Annotated in this window: 7 protein-coding genes; 1 reads left to right on the top strand and 6 read right to left on the bottom strand. The window is 75.3% G+C overall.

Annotation, left to right across the window (positions count from 1 at the left end; genetic code table 11):
* Window positions 1-2: 2 nt before the first annotated feature.
* The 4 genes from ACIQIB_RS04965 to ACIQIB_RS04950 all read right to left on the bottom strand — a co-directional run bounded on the left by ACIQIB_RS04965 (window position 3) and on the right by ACIQIB_RS04950 (window position 14234).
* A complete protein-coding gene (locus ACIQIB_RS04965) occupies window positions 3-1418 on the bottom strand; it encodes an FAD-binding oxidoreductase (RefSeq protein WP_400756717.1) in 1416 nt (471 codons plus the stop codon).
* A gap of 40 nt (window positions 1419-1458) precedes the next feature.
* The gene (locus tag ACIQIB_RS04960; protein WP_400756715.1) at window positions 1459-5499 is read right to left on the bottom strand and encodes an amino acid adenylation domain-containing protein; all 4041 of its coding nucleotides are present in this window, start codon (window positions 5497-5499) and stop codon (window positions 1459-1461) included.
* A gap of 100 nt (window positions 5500-5599) precedes the next feature.
* On the bottom strand, window positions 5600-8050 hold the full coding sequence (locus ACIQIB_RS04955) for an amino acid adenylation domain-containing protein (RefSeq protein WP_400756712.1): 2451 nt from the start codon (window positions 8048-8050) through the stop codon (window positions 5600-5602).
* 340 nt (window positions 8051-8390) lie between these two features.
* Window positions 8391-14234 carry a TIR domain-containing protein gene (locus ACIQIB_RS04950; RefSeq protein WP_400756709.1) on the bottom strand — a complete coding sequence of 1948 codons (5844 nt, stop codon included), beginning with the start codon at window positions 14232-14234 and terminating at the stop codon, window positions 8391-8393.
* 85 nt (window positions 14235-14319) lie between these two features.
* Between ACIQIB_RS04950 and ACIQIB_RS04945 the strand changes: the two genes are divergently transcribed.
* A complete protein-coding gene (locus ACIQIB_RS04945; RefSeq protein WP_400756706.1) occupies window positions 14320-15522 on the top strand; it encodes an SLC13 family permease in 1203 nt (400 codons plus the stop codon).
* Between the two features lie 37 nt (window positions 15523-15559).
* Here ACIQIB_RS04945 and ACIQIB_RS04940 read toward each other — a convergent pair whose 3' ends face one another.
* Both ACIQIB_RS04940 and ACIQIB_RS04935 read right to left on the bottom strand, forming a co-directional pair.
* Window positions 15560-16426, bottom strand: a complete 867-nt coding sequence (locus tag ACIQIB_RS04940; RefSeq protein WP_400756704.1) for an inositol monophosphatase family protein — start codon at window positions 16424-16426, stop codon at window positions 15560-15562.
* Window positions 16404-17078: a hypothetical protein gene (locus tag ACIQIB_RS04935; protein WP_363608152.1), complete on the bottom strand. Its 675-nt coding sequence runs from the start codon at window positions 17076-17078 to the stop codon at window positions 16404-16406. Before ACIQIB_RS04935 ends, ACIQIB_RS04940 begins: the two co-directional genes overlap by 23 nt.
* Window positions 17079-17082 lie beyond the last annotated feature (4 nt).

The raw sequence follows: 17082 nt of genomic DNA, 5'->3' as shown, positions 1-17082 counted from the left end.
CTCTAGGCGTGCGGGTGTGCCGCGGGAGGGATGTTCTGGTTGCCGGCCAGGACGTTGTCCGGGTCGTAACGGCGCTTGACGGCCGCCAGCCGCTCGTAGCGGGCCGCGCCGTAGACCTCGGCGACCTTGCCGGGCTTCTCGTCCTGCAGGTAGTTGACGTAGGCGCCGCCGAACTGCCAGTCGGCGAGCCGTTCGACGCCGCGCCGGCTCCACGCCGCGTTCGCCGCGTCCTCGGCCGGATCGGTCCACTGGGCCGACACCGTGCAGATGTAGGGCGCGTCCCGGCGCGGGAAGGCGGAGTCCGCGTCCGGCACGTCGCAGATCGCCCCGCGCAGGTACTCGAAGTCGACGGAGGACCGGGGTGAGGGCATCTCCCTCGCGGATCCGATCAGTTGGCCGACCGGACCGGCGGACAGGCCGGTGAGGTAGCAGGACTTGGTGAAGTAGCGGTTGCCGTGCGGTTCACCGTGGTCGCCCAGCGCCTGCAGCTGCGCGTACGACATCACCCGGGACGCGGTGGCGCCGGGCGCGGCCCGCGCGAACAGCGGCGCGGTGCGCGCCGGACCGAGCTCCTCGGCGCCGAACCAGGCGGCGGTGAGGAACAGCGCGGGCGCGCCCCGCAGTTCGGCCGGGATCCAGTCCTGCCGGCCGGCGTGCTTGAGCGCCCCGACGGCATGCAGATCGGGGCCCTGGGCCTCGGCGAATGCCCGGTAGTCGGCGAGCGCCGCCGCCGCCTCGCTCAGCGGGAAGACACCCGTCCGGTAGGACACCGGGCCGACCGGCCGCAGGCGAAGGGTGAAGCGGGTGACGATGCCGAGGTTCCCGCCGCCGCCGCGCAGGCCCCAGAGCAGTTCGGGATGCTCCTCCTCGGTGGCCTCGACGACCGTGCCGTCGGCGAGCACCACCTCGGCGGCCAGCAGATGATCGCAGGTCAGGCCCCACTTGCGGCCCAGCCAGCCGTACCCTCCGCCCAGGGCCAGACCGCCCAGCCCGGTGTGCGAGACCACGCCCGCCGGACAGGCCAGGCCGTGGGCCAGCGTGGCGGCGTCGAGGTCGCGCAGCAGGCAGCCGCCCTGCGCCCGGGCGATCCGGGCCCCCGGGTCGACGTCGACCCCGCGCATGAGCGACAGGTCGATCATGACGGCGCCGTCGGCGACCGCGGTGCCGGCGACGTTGTGACCGCCGCCGCGCACGGTCACCGCGCGGCCGGTCGCGGCGGCGTACCGCAGTGCGGCACCGACGTCCGCGGCGTTCGAGCAGCGGGCGACGAGGCTCGGCCGGCGCTCGTGCATGCCGTTCCACACCGCACGGACCTCGTCGTACGCCGGGTCGTCCGGTCCGACGAGCCGGCCCTCGAACCGCCGGCGGAGGGAGGATTCGGCGGATTCCCGGTGCACCGGGCCCAGCAGGTCAGTCATGGAGGTCTTCGCCTTCCGGTCTGTCGGTGGGGCTCGGCCGTCAGCGGCGGAGCAGCTCGGCGGTGATGATCTCGGCGATGCGTCCTCGGTGTTCGGCGTCCATCGCCTCTTCGTGCCGGCACGGGAGGTCGTGGTTCTCGAACCCGTCGAGGTAGGGCGACCAGGTCAGCGGAGACGGGCGGGCCGCGCCGCGTTCCAGCGCCGCGGTGAAGAAGACGGTCCGGCCGCGGACGCGGCGGGGCCGGTGCCGCGCGACCAGGCGGCTGCTGTTGACGCCCACGGCGACCAGCCTGGCCATGGTGGCGGGGTCGAGGCCGAGCCGCTCCCGCGCGGCGCGGCGCAGCTCCGTCAGCGCCGCGCGGATGTCGCGCTCCACCTCCTCCCGGCCGACCGCCCCGGGCGCCAGGGTGGCCAGCAGGCTGAACTCGTCCCACTGCTCGGGCGTCGCGAACGACGGGTACGGCCACACCTCGTTCGGGTACGCGTCGACGAGGCAGAGCAGCTCGGTCCCGGCCCCGTCGGCCTGCAGCCGGCCGGCCAGCGCGTGGGCGATGGTGCCCCCGAGCGACCAGCCGAGCAGGCGGTACGGTCCGGCGGGCTGGACCCGGCGGATCTCCGCGAGCATCCGGTCGAGCATCTCGTCCAGGTCCTTCGGGAGCTCCGTACCCGCCGCCAGCCCGGGGGCCTGGAGGCCGTACACGGCGACCTCCGCGGGCAGTCGCTCCGCCAGCGCGGCATAGCTCCAGGCGAGCCCGGTCGCGGGGTGCACGCAGAACAGCGGGCGCGGGCCGGTGCCGGTGCTGGTGCCGGTGCGCAAGGGCAGCAGTACGTCGTAGTCGTCGGGCGCGCCCTGCTGCCGGGCGGCGTCCAGGAGCCCGGCGACGGTGGGCGCCGCGATCAGCGCGCGGACGCCGACCTCCAGGCCCAGCTCCGCGCGGATCCGGCTCAGCAGCCGCATCGCGAGCATCGAGTGTCCGCCCAGGTCGAAGAAGCCGTCCTCGACACCGACCCGGGGCAGGCCCAGCACCTCGGCGAACAGCCCGCACAGGACCTGCTCACGCGGGGTGCGCGGGGGCAGGCCCGCGACGGCCGACGACAGGTCGGGGGCCGGCAGCGCCCGGCGGTCCAGCTTGCCGTTGGCCGTCACCGGCAGCTCGTCCAGCGCCACGAAGAACGACGGGACCATGTACTCCGGCAGCACCCGGGCCACCCGCCGCCGCACCCCGGCCTCGTCCAGCGCCGGGGCCCCCGCCGGCACCACATAGGCCACCAGCCGTTTGTCGCCCGGACGGTCCTCCCGGGCGACCACGAAGGCCTGACGCACCTGCGGATCCTGCTCGACGACCGCCTGGACCTCGCCCGGCTCGATCCGGAAGCCGCGGATCTTCACCTGGTGGTCGACCCGGCCGAGGAACTCCAGCTCGCCGCCGGCGTTCCAGCGCACCAGATCGCCCGTGCGGTACATCCGTTCACCGGCGGCGCCGAACGGATTCGCCACGAACCGCTGGGCGGTCAGGTCCGGCCGGCCCGCGTATCCGCGGGCCAGGCCGGCGCCCCCGACGTACAGCTCGCCCACCGCGCCGGCCGGCAGCAGCTGCAGGAACTCGTCCAGCACGTACGCCCGCGTGTTGCGCAGCAGCCGGCCGATCGCGGCCCGGCCGCGCCGGAACCCGTCGCCCGCGGTGATGACCGAGACCGACACGTCGTCCGAGCACTCGGCCGGGCCGTACACGTTGGCGAGCGGTATTCGGGGGTGCCTCGCGAACCACCGGTCGACGAGGTCGGGCGGGAGCTCCTCGCCGTGCACCAGCATCCACCGGAGCCCCTTGAGCAGGTGCACCGAGGCGTCGTCGAGGTCCCACATGTCCAGGACCGCGCGGAGCACCTGCGGCACGATCTGCAGGACGGTGATGCCCTGTTCGGCGACGCACCGGGCGAGCGCCAGCGGATCGCGGGTGGTGTCCTCGCCGAGGACGTGCACCCGGCCGCCGACGAGCGACATGGTCAGGGCCTGCCACACCGAGACGTCGAAGGTCAGGGGCGCGTTGAAGGCCATCGTGTCGCGCTCGTCCAGGCCGTACAGCTCGGCCACCGCGAGCAGGTGGTTCGACAGGCCGCGGTGCGGAATCAGGACGCCCTTGGGCCGGCCGGTCGAGCCGGAGGTGAAGACGGCGTACGCGAGCCGGTCGGGGCGGGCGCCGGGCTCCGGCGGATCCCAGGCCCGCGCCTGGTCGGGCGCCCCGTGGCCTGCCTGGCCCGGGGCCGGGTCGAGCGGGAGCAGGGTCAGGCCGGCGGGCCCGCCGGTGGTGATCGACGCCGCCCGCTCGCGCAGTTCCGGCGCGGCCACCAGGAAGCGGGTGGAGCTGTCGGCCAGCATCCGGCGGGCCCGGTCCGCCGGCAGCGTGCCGTCCAGGGCCAGGTATCCGCCCCCGGACCGGAGCACACCGAGCGCGGTGGCGACGAACCAGGCGCTGCGGTCGGAGAGGACCGCGGTGAGCACGTCCGGTCCGCCGCCCGCCGCGGACAGCGCGCGGCCGACCCGGTCGGCGGCCTCGGCGAGATCCCGGTAGGTGTAGCGGACGCCGTCGTCGGAGACGGCGACGGCGTCCGGCCGCTCCGCCGCCCACCGGCGGACCTGCCGGCCGAGATCCACCGCGGCCTCCGCCCGGTCGGGACCGTTCCACCGCACCAGCTGCTGGTGCCGCTCGGCCGCCGACAGCACCGGCAGCTCACGGATGCGCAGCGCCGGATCCCCGGCGACCGCCCCGAGCAGCCGGACCAGCCGGTCGCCGATGCTCCGGACGGTGGCCTCGTCGAAGAGCCCGGTGGCGTACTCGAGGGCGGTGCGCAGCCCCACCGGCTCGCCGTGGCCGTCGCGCCGGTCCTCGAAGTCGACGGAGAGGTCGAACTTGGCGGTGTCCGTCGTCCGGCGCAGGAGGGAGGCCCGCAGGCCGGGCAGGTTCAGTCCGTCGCCCGGACGTCCCTCGGCCAGCGCGATCATCACCTGGAACAGCGGGTGCCGGGACGGCGACCGCCGGGGATTGACCGCCTCGACGACCCGGTCGAACGGCACGTCCTGGTGGGCGTAGGTCTCCAGGTTCGTACGGCGGACGCGGCGCAGCAGCTCCCCGAAGGTGGGGTTGCCGGAGGTGTCGGTGCGCAGTACCAGGGTGTTGACGAAGAGTCCGACCAGGTCGTCCAGCGCCTCGTCGGCGCGGCCGGTCACCGGGGTGCCGAGCGGGATGTCCGGACCGGCCCCGCACCGGGTCAGCACCGTCGCGACTGCGGCCTGGAGCAGCATGAACAGCGTGCACCCGTGCTGCCGCGCCACCGTGAGCAGTCGGGCGTGCAGCCGCGGTTCGACGAGGAGATCGACGGTGCCGCCCCGGCCGTCGCCGGTCCGGTCGGTGCAGGTTTGGCCGTCCGCCACCGGACGCGCCCGGTCGTAGGGGAGGGCCAGCTCCTCGGGCAGTCCCGCCAGGGCCTCGCGCCAGTACCGCAGTTGCTCGCTGACCAGGCTCCCGGGGTCGTCCTCGCCGCCCAGCAGCTCGCGCTGCCACAGGGTGTAGTCGGAGTACTGGACCGGCAGCGGCTCCCAGGCCGGTTCGAGACCGCTGCGCCGGGTGGTGTAGGCGGCGCTCAGGTCGCGCAGCAGCGGGGTCAGCGACCAGCCGTCGCAGACCACGTGGTGCGCGACCAGCACCAGCACGTGCTCGTCGGCGGCCAGGCGGATCAGCCAGGCCCGCAGCGGCAGATCGGCGCCGAGGTCGAACGGCCGCCGGATCACCTCGTCGAGGGCCTCGTCGAGGTGGTTCCGGGTGCGGTCCAGCACGGTCAGGAGCGGGCCGGTGGCCGCCGCGGGCAGCACCCGCTGGTAGGGCTCTCCGTCGCGCTCGCCGAACACCGTCCGCAGGCTCTCGTGCCGCCCGACGACATCGTTCAGCGCCGCCTCCAGGGCCGGAGCGTCCAGTGGGCCGGCCAGCCGTACGATCACCGGCACGTTGTACGTCGAGCCCGGGCCCTCCAGCCGGTCCAGGAACCAGAGACCCTGTTGGGCGAACGACAACGGGAACACGTTCACTCCTCACCATCCTTGGCAACCGGACGCACCACGACCGCGGTCGGGACCGGTGCCACCCGGGTCGTCCCATGAGTTGTCCCGTGAGCCGTCCCGTGAGCCGTCACGACCGGCGGACCAGCTTCGGGCGGGTGACGGCGGAGGCCGGCCCCCGTTCCAGGGCGGCCACCACGCCGGCCACCGTCGGGGCGTCGAGGATCTGCTTCAGTTCGACGGCCGTGCCGGTGACCGCCCGGATCCGGTTCCACAGCCGCATCACGCGCAGCGAGTGCCCGCCCAGGTCGAAGAAGTCGTCGTCGACCGAGACCGAGGGCAGGCCCAGCACCTCCGCGAAGACCGCGGCCACGGTCGTCTCCAGCGGCGTTCGCGGCGCCCGTCGCGGCCGGTCGGACGCCGTGGGGCCGACCGGTTCGAGTGCCGCCAGCGCGGCCCGGTCGACCTTCCCGTTCCGGGTGCGCGGCATCGTGTCGAGCTGCCGGAACGAGGACGGGACCATGTAGTCCGGAAGCAGCTCCAGCAGCGCCGTGCGGAGGTCCGCGCCGTTCAGTGCCGCGTCGGCGGTGACGTAGGCGCAGAGGACGGACAGCCCGCCCGGGCGCCGGCACAGCAGCACGACGGACTCCCGTACCGAGGGCAGTCGGGCCAGCCGGCTCTCCACCTCCGCCAGCTCGACCCGGAAGCCCCGGATCTTGACCTGGGTGTCCGCGCGGCCGAGGCAGTCCAGCAGCCCCTCGGCGGTCCAGCGGGCGCGGTCGCCGGTGCGGTAGAGTCGTTCGGCCGTCGGCCCGGAGCCGCTCAGGAAGAACGAACCGGCGTTCAGATCGGGTCGGTTGAGGTATCCGTCGGTCAGCCCGTCGCCGCCCACGCACAACTCGCCCGGTACGCCGATCGGTTGCGGATGGCCATCGCGGTCCAGCACCCAGGCCGTGGAGTTGGCGATCGGGCGGCCGATCGGAACCCGTCCGGCGTAGCGGCGGGTGATGCGATGGGCGACGGAGAAGGTGGTGTTCTCCGTCGGGCCGTAGGCGTTGACGAAGACGCTGTCCGGACAGGCGTCCATCGCCTCGGCGACGTGCCGCGCGGACACCGCCTCGCCGCCGACCAGCACCTGGCAGCCGGCGAGTACCGAAGGGTCCTGCTCGACGATCTGGTTGAACAGTGAGGAGGTCAGGAACATGGTGTTGACCCGGTACCGTGAGATCGCGGCGCCGAGGCCGGCCGCGCTCAGGACGGTGCCGTCCGGCACCAGTACGAGGGTGCCGCCGTTGAGCAGCGCGCCCCAGAACTCGAACGTGGTGGCGTCGAAGGCGATCGCGCCGGTCTGCAGGATCCTGGTCTCGGGCGAGAGGTCCACGTAGTCGGTGCCGAGGACCAGCCGGACGACCGCGCGCTGGTTGACGAGCACGCCCTTCGGCCGGCCCGTGGTGCCCGAGGTGTACATCACGTAGGCGGCGTCCGACGGCGAGGCGGCGACGGCGGGCGGCGGGGTTTCGCGCGGTGCGTCATGGGGCTGTGAGAGGTCGAGGACGGCGATGTCCGCCGTCACCGCCGCGTCCTCGGTCAGCAGCAGGGCGGCGCCGCTGTCCGCGAGCAGGAAGTCCCGGCGGGCGGCCGGAACGTCCGGGTCGAGGGGCACGTACGCGGCGCCGAGCCGGAGGATGGCCAGCGCCGCCACCACCAGCCGGGGGGACCTCTCCAGCAGGAACGCGACCCGGCTGTGCCGGCCGACGCCCCGGCGGTGCAGCCGGGCGGCCAGATCCGCTGCTCGCTCCTCCAGTTGACGATACGTCAGGGATTCGTCCGCGTGGCTGACCGCGATCCGGTCGGGGTGGGCGGCCGCCTGGGCGGCGAAGAGCGGGAAGACCGGGGCGTCCCGCGGATAGTGGCGGCGCGTGTCGTTGAACCCGGCGAGCTGCTCGCGTTCGGCCCCGGTCAGCAGCCGCAGGTCGCCGATGGGCGTGTCCGGCCGGTCGGCGGTCTGCCGCAGCAGGTGGGCCAGATGACCGAGCAGCCGGTCGGCGAAGGCCGCGTCGTGGACGTGGTCGTGGCAGTCGGCGTGCAGCGTGATCCCGTCGGCCGTGATCTCGCCGGAGACCACCAGGTCGGCTCCGTACCTGCCGTCGGCGGGCCCGTCCAGGACGCAGAGCAGCTTCGGCGGTACGGCGTCCGCCGGGCGCGGGGCGGCGGTGAGCCCGGCGAGCCCGGCCACCACCGTCCGGCGGTGCCGGGCCGCCGTCAGGGCGGACGGCATCGAGCCGACCAGCGACGCGGTGGGCTCCTGAGCCGGCCAGGAGGCCCGCCGGACGCCGATCCGGAACGCGGTGCCGTCGCTGTACTTCCGGGCGAGGATCAGCAGCGCCGCGAGGACGGCCTCGTCCGCCCGGTCGCCGAGCGCCGCCGCAAGGTCGGCGGTCAGCCGGCTCGACCGCCGCAGCGTCCCGCAGTTCCGCCGGGAGCACGAACCGCCGAAGGGGAACGCGGACGGGACGTCGGCCTCGTCCGGAGGAAGCTCTCCACCCTGGTGCACTGGTGCGCCGTCCAGCGGATCCGTCATCACCGAAACCCCTTTCTCGCCAAGCGCGACAGGGCGCACGAGTCCGCCCGGAGCACCCGCGCACGCAGGGTCCGACGGCCTCGGGCCATCAGGACGGCACGGCCCGCCGACGCCCCACTGGTCGTCAACGATAGGTGGCGGGGCCGCTCAGCAGCGGCAGAACTCTCGGCACAACACCGGCAGTTGGATCACCCCGGCGGACGGCCGGACGGACCGGGGGAGGCCGCACCTCGGCCCCCGGACGGCAGCGCGTGCCCGGCGCTCCCCGCCGGGCACGCGAAGTCCTGGCTGTACCAGGGCTTGCCAGACAGGCCTCAGCCGCGGAGCCCGGTGCCCGGTGTCACAGCTCCGCCTCCGGCGGCAGCCGGCGGACGCCCGGGAGGTGGGTGTCGAGTTCACCCGGCTCGAAGCGGCACATCCCGACGGCGTGCCAGAACTCGCCGACGACGTCGCCCTCGTACTTGTAGGCGCCGGACGGCAGAAGGGCCGCCCAGCCGGCCGGGGCCCCGAGCAGGATGGCCCGCGCGGTGGGCGGGCCGGCGTCCGGCACGTTCCACAGGCGTACGGTGCCGTCCTCGCCGCCGCTGGCCAGCAGCGAGCCGTCCGGGCTGAACGTCACCGCCAGGATCCGGCCGGTATGGCCGCGCAGCTCGCCGAGGCCCTGCCCGGTGAGCGGATCCCAGAGCCGGACGACGCGGTCGTCCCCGGCGGTGGCGAGCAGCGGCCGCCGGGGGTGGGCGGCGGCGGTCCAGAGCCGGCCGGCGTGGCCGTGCAGCACGTGCCGGGCGGCGCCGTCGGCCCAGACCACGGCCCGGCCGTCCCAGGAGACGCTGGCCAGCCAGGAGTCGTCGGGGGCGTACGCCACCGTGTACACCCGGTCGCCGTGCGCGGTGAGCTGGGACTCGACCCGGCCGGCCGCGATGTCCCAGATCCGGACCCCGCTGTCGTCGCAGCCGGTGGCCAGCCGGCGCCCGTCCGAGCTGAACGCGATCGAGCGCACCCGGCCGCGGTGCTCCCGCAGGGTGGTGAGGTGCGCGCCGGTGCTCCGGTACCAGATGCGGACCGTGTCGTCGTCGTTCGCGGTGGCCACGAAGACGCCGTCGGCGCTGAACGCCTCCGCCCAGACGTGTTCCGTCTCGACGTCCATCTCCCGCAGGTACTCGCCGGTCAGGGCGTTCCACAGGTACAGGTCGCCGTCGTTGCTGGCGGTGGCGAGGACCGGTCCGGCCGGGCTGAACCGCGCGGAGACCAGCCGGCTGCTCCGGCCGGAGAGCTCCCTGGTCCGGCGGCCGGTGGCGGGCTCCCACATCCGGACCACGCCGTCGTTGCCGCCGGCCGCCAGCATGGTGCCGTCGCCGCTGAACGACAGCGAGCCGATCCGCCGGCCGTGGCCGCGCAGCAGGTGCCGGCCGCGGCCGGAGGAAGGGTCCCAGAGGCGGACCGCGCCGTCGTTGCCGCCGGTCACCAGCAGCGCGTCGGCCTCGGCGCCGCCCGGGGCGGCCGGATCGCCGGCGGGCCGGAACCGGCAGGCCCACACCGAGCCCCGGTGCTCGGGGGGCTGGCGGCGCAGGGCCGTCACCTCGTGTCCGCCGGCGGTCGCGGGGCCGACCCGCCAGACCCGGACCACGCCGTCGCTGTCGCCGGCCGCGAGCCGGGTGCCGTCGGGCGCGAAGGCGACCTGGTACACCGCGCCGGTGCAGCCCTCCAGCCGGCCGGCCGGGGTGCCGTCGAGGGGGTTCCAGAGACTGATCCGCCCGGTGGTGTCACCGCTGGCGAGCAGGGTGCCGTCGGGGTGGAAGGCCAGCGTGTAGACCCGGCCGCCGTGGCCGCTGAGGGCGTGCCGCAGCCGCCGGCCGGCGACGTCCCAGATCCGGACCGTCCCGCCCGGGCCGCCGTCGGCGCCCGCGTCGCCGGTGGCCAGCAGGGTACCGTCCGGGCTGAATTGGGCGCGGAACACGGTGCTCTGATGGCCGGCCAGCTCGGCGACGCGCTGCCCGCGGCCGGTGTCCCAGAGCCGGACGCCGCCGGCCCGGTCGCCGGTGACCAGCAGGGAGCCGTCCGGGCTGAACACCGCGGTGTAGACCGGCGCGGCGTGGCCGGGCAGCCGGTGCAGCGGCCGGCCGGTCTCCGTGGACCAGAGGGTGACGGTGCCCTCGGCGTCGCCGGTGGCGAGCAGCGCGCCCGCCGGCCCGAGCGAGACCGGCCAGACCCCGCCGGGGTGGACGTCGAGGCGGTGCCGGCACTCCCCGGACACCGGGTCCCAGAGCCGTACGGTGCCGTCGGCGCTGCCGGTGGCGAGCACCGGCCCGGCGAACTTCACCGCGTAGACCCGGCCGATGTGGTCCTTGAGCGTGCGCAGGGCGACGCCCGTGACGGCGTCGCAGACCAGCACGCTGCCGTCGTCGCTGCCCACGGCGAGCAGCTGGCCGTCGGCGCTGAAGGCGACCGGCTCGGGCAGCCGGGTGGTGCGGACGTCGAAGCCGTAGGGGACGCCGACCTCCGACGGCCGGAAGCCGGCCTCGACCGGCAGCCCGGGCGCGATCGCCGCCGCGCGCAGCTCGGGGGCGGCCAGCACCGCCGGGTCGGTGACGGCGGAGATCAGGGCGGCCCGCTGCCAGTGGCTGCCCTGGAGGCGGGCGCCGCGCAGGTCGGTGCGGATCAGCCGGGCGCCGCGCAGGTCGGCGTCGCGCAGGTCGGCGCCGGTGAGGTCGGCCGCGTCCAGCCGGGCGCCGGACAGCCGGGCGCCGCGCAGCGAGGCCCCGGCGAGGTTGGCGCCGATCAGCCGGGCGTCGGTGAGGTCGGCCCGGCCGAGGTCGACGCCGGAGAGGTCCCGGTGGGAGAGGTCCTCGCCGGCCAGGCCGGCCCCGCGCAGGTCGGTGTGGGCGGGCACCCTGAGCCGGGCCAGCACCTTCACGGCGTTGAGCCGCGCGGTCTCGTCGGCGGGGGCGGTGCCGTCCAGGACGTCCTGCGCCCACTGCTGGCAGACCCGGTGGTCGGCGAGGTCGCAGAGGAACTCCACCGCCAGCCGGCTGAGCGGCCGCCGGGTGAGCAGGTCGGGTTCGCCCCGCCCGAGGCCGGCCGCCGCCGCGCGGGCCACCAGCCACTCCACCACCGAGCCGTGGATGAACTGGAACACGCCGTCGTCGGTCCGGACCAGCAGGGAGCCCGAGCCGACCGCGTGCGCGGCCTGCGGGGCGGGCAGCCTGCTCTCCGCCAGGCCGGTCAGCACGCTTGAGACGTCGAGCAGTTCGTCGTACGGCATGGCGTTGCGGCCGCTCTCCCACAGGCGCAGCGCGAGCGCGGTGACCGCCTCCCACAGCTGGTCGAGGTCGAGTCCGGGCGCGGCGCCCGGGCCGCCGTGGCCGCGCTGCTCCTCGAACCGCAGCCAGGCGGTGAAGACCTCCTGGTAGAGGCCGGCGGCGCTGAGCGCCCGGCCGGCTCCCGCGACGGCCCGCAGCCGGTCGTGGTCGAGGTCGGCGACGAAGCTCAGCAACCGGGGGTTGCGGCAGAGGGCGAGCAGGTCGGGGATGGCCTGGAGCAGCCGAAGCCGGCGGTCGGCGGCGGTCCCGTCGCCGTAGCGGTTGGCCAGATAGCTGCGGATCTGACCGGTGGTGAAGTCCTGGACGGCGAGCAGCCGGCGCTGCGGGAGCAGGCCGACCCGCTCGCCGAGCGCGGTGAGCACCTGCTCCTGGGAGCTGAAGTGCTGGGTGCGGCTGCTGACCACGATCTTGGCGCTGTCCACGGCGGCGTCCAGGAGCACCTGGAGGTGGTCGGCGGCCCGTTCGTAGCTGACGCGGTTCAGCAACTCGTCGAAGCCGTCGAACAGCAGGACGATCCGGCCCTGCCTGAGCATGTAGCGGAAGGCCCGCAGATCGATGGTGTCGATGCCGTGGGCGGTCAGGTGGGCCGCCACCAGACCGTCGAAGGAGTGTGCCCGGTCCAGGGTGCTGAGGTTGATGAACAGTGGTGTCAGATGGGGGAGTTCGGCCGGGATGCGGCGGGCCAGCTCGTGCAGGGCGAAGGTCTTGCCGTGCCCGAAGTCGCCCAGCAGGAGCAGGAACCGGCCGTGGTCGGAGTCGAGCAGCCGCAGCATCTCGTCGACCAGGCCGTCGCGTTCCTCGCCGCCGGGGCGCTCGGCCTCGCGGTAGCGCTGCGGCAGATAGAGGCCGGGCGGGTACTGGCCGTCGGCGCGCAGCCGCTCGGTCTGGGCGGCCACGTAGCCGCGCAGGTCGAGCAGGCCCTGGAACTCGGTGAAGCTGCGCAGCCGGACGCCGCGGCGCCGGGCCCGGTCGCGCAGCTCGCGCGCGGGCGGCGGGCCGTCGTGGACGAGTTCGGCGTCCGGGTCGGTGCCGGCGGCGTGCACCTCGTCGACGAAGCGGTCGACGTCCTCGACCGTGGGGGTGTGCGCGCAGACGGCGACCCGCTGCTGCCGGACGAACCCCGACTCAGTCCAGGTGACGAGCAGTTGGGGCGGCGAGCCGGGGACGGTGCGCAGCTGGGCGCCCTCGTGGCGGGTCCGGCAGACCTCGGCGACCCGGGCCAGCAGGGCGTCGAGCGCGGAGGCCAGCCGCCGGGGCTCGGGTTCCGCCTCGGCGGGTGGTCCGGCGCCGTCCGGCGGCTGCGGCGGGGCGGCGGTCCCGGCCGGGTCGGGCGGCTGCGGGAAGGCACGGTGGGCCCGGTGCCAGTCGGCGGTCAGCCGCTGGGGTCCGGCGTCCGGGGCCGCCCAGTGGGTGAGGCCGTCGCGGGTGAGCCGGAGCAACTGGTGCGTGCCGGGGGCGGCGGCGCCGGCCACGCGCACCTCGCCGACGGAGGTGGGCAGGCTCTGGAGCGCCGTCCGTCCGGCGGCCGGGCCGTGCAGCAGCAGATGCAGCCGGGGCGCGGTCAGCCGGGTGAAGCGGTCGAGGTCCCTGAGCGGTTCGAGGTCCTGTCCGCCGCGGCCCGGGCGGGCGGCCGCGGGCCGGGTGAGGACCGGGTGGCGCACCGCGCCGATCCGCAGCCAGCCCTCCGCCTCGTACGGGCGCAGCGCCTGCGCGAACCAGGCCGCCTGCTCGGGGCCGAGCCAGCCGTACCGGTCGTCGGCCCGGTGGCTGCAGGCCATCGAGGAGTTCAGGCCCGCGATCACCGTGCCGAGTTCGGGGACGGGGAAGAGCGTCCACGGCTGGGCGCTGTCGAAGACGACGTCCAGGCCCTGGTAGAACTCCTGGAACAGCCGGGCGTAGTGGCGCCACTTGGGCCAGTAGGGCGGGGTGGGCCGCAGTTCGTCGGCCTCGCAGGTGCTGAAGTAGGCGCGCGAGGCCGCCTGGCTGACGTCCTGGCCGCCGGGCACGATCGCCACCCGGTGGGGTTCCAGGCCGAGCAGGGCGCGCAGGCCGGTCAGGAAGGCGAGCGCCTGCTCGCACTCGCGGGGGCTGCCGGAGGCGGTCAGATCGCCGGTGACGACGACCAGTTCGGGGGCCGGGGCGCCGGCGTCGGCGAGCTCCACCAGGTCGCCCCAGATGGCGGCCTGGAGGTCCACCGGGTCGTGGCCGCGGCCGAACGAGGGACCGGCCACATGGAGGACGGTGACCGCCTCGCGCCCGCCCGCGCCGGCGGCCGCGATCGGGTACTCGGGCTGGACGGAGGGCCTGCGCCGGCCGGCCCAGCCGGTACCGCCGACCGGTCTGAGCGGCGGCAGCGCGGCGGGTGACGGGCCGCCGGGGGCGCCGCCGCCCGGGTAACCCGGCCGCAGCTCCGGGCGGGCCCGGCCGTCCAGCGTCTGGGTGACCCTGGTGAGCAGCAGCTGCCGGGCGCGCGCGGGTTCGGTGACGCCCACCAGGTCGATGTAGGTGAGGGTGGCGAGCAGACCGTCCACCGGGATGTCCTCGATCCGGACGGTCAGCAGCCTGCGCTCCGGCGCGTCGGGGTCGGCGCGCAGGGCGGCCTGCCACTCCATCCGGCCGTAGCGCGAGCGTTCGTAGTTGCGCGAGAGCAGGGCGATGACGGCGGCGGACTCGGTGACGCCCCGGTCCATGAAGTCGACGAAGTTGGTCCCGGGGACGAAGTCCCACGCCTGGAGGAAGGCCCGGTAGCCGGCCTCCTCCAGCGTCCAGGCGATCCAGGCCGCCCAGCGTTCGTCGGCCGGCGAGTAGCTGATGAAGAAGTCCATCGGTCCGGGTTCACCCGGGATCGCGTCAAGAGCCGCCATGGGCACAGACTATGACCAATCGGCCGCCCTTACACCAGGTTCGGCGCTCTCGACCAATGTCCGCTCGTGTGCGACCCTGACCCCCGTGTTCGCCTACCCCGTTGCCGTCAGACGCCTTCATCCGCTGGACTGGGTGGCCGCGGGGCTGCTCGCCTGCGGGTTGCTCTGCCTCGCCACCGGCCTGCTCCCGACCGCGGCGGCCGGGTCGGCGCTCTCCCGGATCGCGCCGCTGCTGGCCTTTCTCGGCACGGTCATCGTGCTCGCCGAACTCACCAGTGCCGCCGAGGTGTTCGACGTCGTGGCGGCGGGCGTGGCGTGGGCCGGCCGGGGCAGCTACCCGCTGCTGTTCCTGCTCTGTGTGGCCTTCGCCGCCGTCACCACCGTCACCCTCAACCTGGACACCACGGCCGTCCTGCTGACCCCGGTGATGCTGGCCCTGGCGTCCCGGGTGGGGATCGCGCCGCTGCCCCTGGCGATGACCACGGTCTGGCTGGCCAACACCGCGAGCCTGCTGCTGCCGGTGTCGAACCTGACCAACCTGCTGGCGGCCGAGCGGGTCGCGCTGTCGCCGTCCGGGCTGGCCCGGGTGATGTGGGCGCCGCAACTGGCCTCCGTCCTGGTCACCATGGTCTGTCTCTGGCTGTTCTACTGGCGGCGCGGCCGCCGGGGCGCGGCCGACTACCTGCCGCCGCCGGCCCACCGGCCGGCGGACCGGGTGCTGTTCGGGATCTGCGGGCTGGCCTGCGCGGGCTTCCTGCTGTCGACCCTGCTGGCCGACCTCCCGCTCTGGGCGGCCTCGGGGGTGGCCGCGGCCGTCGCGGTGCTGGCCTTCGCGGTGCGGCGGCCGGCGGCGCTGCGGACCTCCCTGGTGCCGTGGCGGCTGCTGGTGATGGTGCCGGGGATGTTCCTGGTGGTGCAGACGGTGGACGCGCACGGGCTGCACCGGGTGCTGGCCGGGGCGATCGGGACGGACGGCGGGGTGGTCGGGATGTTCCGGGCCTCGGCGGTCGGCGCGGGCCTGGCCAACCTGCTCAACAACCTGCCGGTGTACCTGGCCGGGGAGGCCGCCGTCCCGGCCGGCAACCACCAGCAGCTGCTGGCGCTGCTGATCGGGACCAACGTCGGTCCGCTGGTGGCGCCGTGGGCCTCCCTCGCGACCCTGCTCTGGTACGAGCGGTGCCGCGCGCACGGCCTGCGGGTGCCGCTGCGGAGCGTGGCCGGGACCGGCGCCGTGCTGGCGGCCGGCGCGGTGCTGCTGGCGACCGGCGCTCTCGCCGTCGCCAACTGACCTCGCGGCCCGGCGGCTCCGGTCAGCCCTGGTCCGGTCAGTTCTGGTCCGGGGCGGCCGTGCGGGCCACCAGGTCCAGCAGGTACGGGATCACCTCGGGCCGCCCCGCGACGAAGCTGCGCGCGGTCTCCGGCTGCCCGATCCGGGGGCTGAACCCGGTGCCGTCCAGCCCCAGGACCACCAGGCCGGCCTCCGCCGCGAGCAGGTATCCGGCGGGCAGGTCGATCTCCTCCGCCCGGTAGCCGACGAAACCGTCGATGTCCCCGCGGGCCAGCATCGACCAGGTGAGGAGCGGTGCCCAGAGCTGGAGCAGCCGCCGCGAGCCCGTCTCCAGCTCCGCCTTCAGCGACCGGACCACCGGATCGCCGGCCGGCACCCCGTGCCCCTGGGTCCAGCCGAGCAGCGGTCTGGGCGCGGCGACCGGACCGGCCGCCGGCCGCAGCGGCCCGCCCGGGCCGAACGCGCCGCCGCCGCGCACCGCCCGCCAGGTCCGACCGGCCACCGGGTCGTGGACGACGCCGAGGACGGGCAGGTCGTCGACGCAGAGCGCGATGCCCACCACATAGGCGGGCAGGCCGATCACCACGTTGTTGCTCCCGTCGAGCGGGTCCACCAGCCAGGTCCGGCCGGAGGGCGGGCCTTCCTTCCGTCCGTCGGTCCGGCCGCCCTCCTCGGCGACGATCAGGTCGTCGGGGAAGGACTCGGCGAGCCGCCGGGTGACCAGGGCCTCGGCCAGCAGGTCGAGTTCGGTGACCACATCGCCGTCCGCGCCCTTCGGCCGGACGCCGAAGTCCCGCCGGAAGCGGCGCCGCAGCAGCGTGCCGGCCTCTTCGGCGGCCTTCACCGCGATCCGGCACTCGAACGAGAGATCGGGTGCGGGGTCATTCGGCCGGAGCGTGTTCACTGATCCTCCTGGCTGTCTCGCCGGCGATTCGAACCGTCTGGGCGACGCTGCAGAGCCGGCGCACCACCCGGTGGGCGGGGCCGTCGACCGGCCCCAGGACGATGTCCACCGGCCCGGGCACGGACCGCCCCAGGAGCAGGGTGGCGGCCGGTGCGCCGCCCGGCAACAGGGTCGCGTGGAAGTCACCCGCCGGCAGCGTGTACGTCTCGCCGCGCGCGCTGGTCCGCTCCTCGCCGGGCTCCCAGCGCACCAGCCGGGGGGTGGGCCGGATCTCGTCCGTCCCCGCCGCGCTGTGCACCTCGAACGCGCGGTGCGTCGGCCGCCGCGGCTCGTCGAACACCCCGATCCGCAGGTTGCCGACCCGGCCGTAGAGCACGCTGCTCGTCAACTCCCAGCTGTGGCAGTGGATCTGCTGGGGGTCGGCGGCCCGGCGCGGGTCCTGCGGGGCGCGGCCGAAGACGTGTACGCACACCCCGTGCGCCCCCTCGCGCAGGACCGGCAGGCAGTAGAACCCGAGCGGGTGGGCCACCGCGCGCAGGGCCAGCGCCCCCGAGGCGACGTCCGCCAGGATCCCGCGGACCAGCCCCTCCAGTCCGGGGGCCGCCCGGTCGCGGCCGGTGGCCCGGTCGAGCGTGGTGAAGAGGTCCTCCATCGTC

Source organism: Kitasatospora sp. NPDC092286 (genome assembly GCF_044755565.1).
Classification (GTDB): Bacteria; Actinomycetota; Actinomycetes; order Streptomycetales; family Streptomycetaceae; genus Kitasatospora.
Note: the sequence above shows the minus strand (reverse complement) of the source record. Positions and strands in the feature narration are given on the sequence as shown.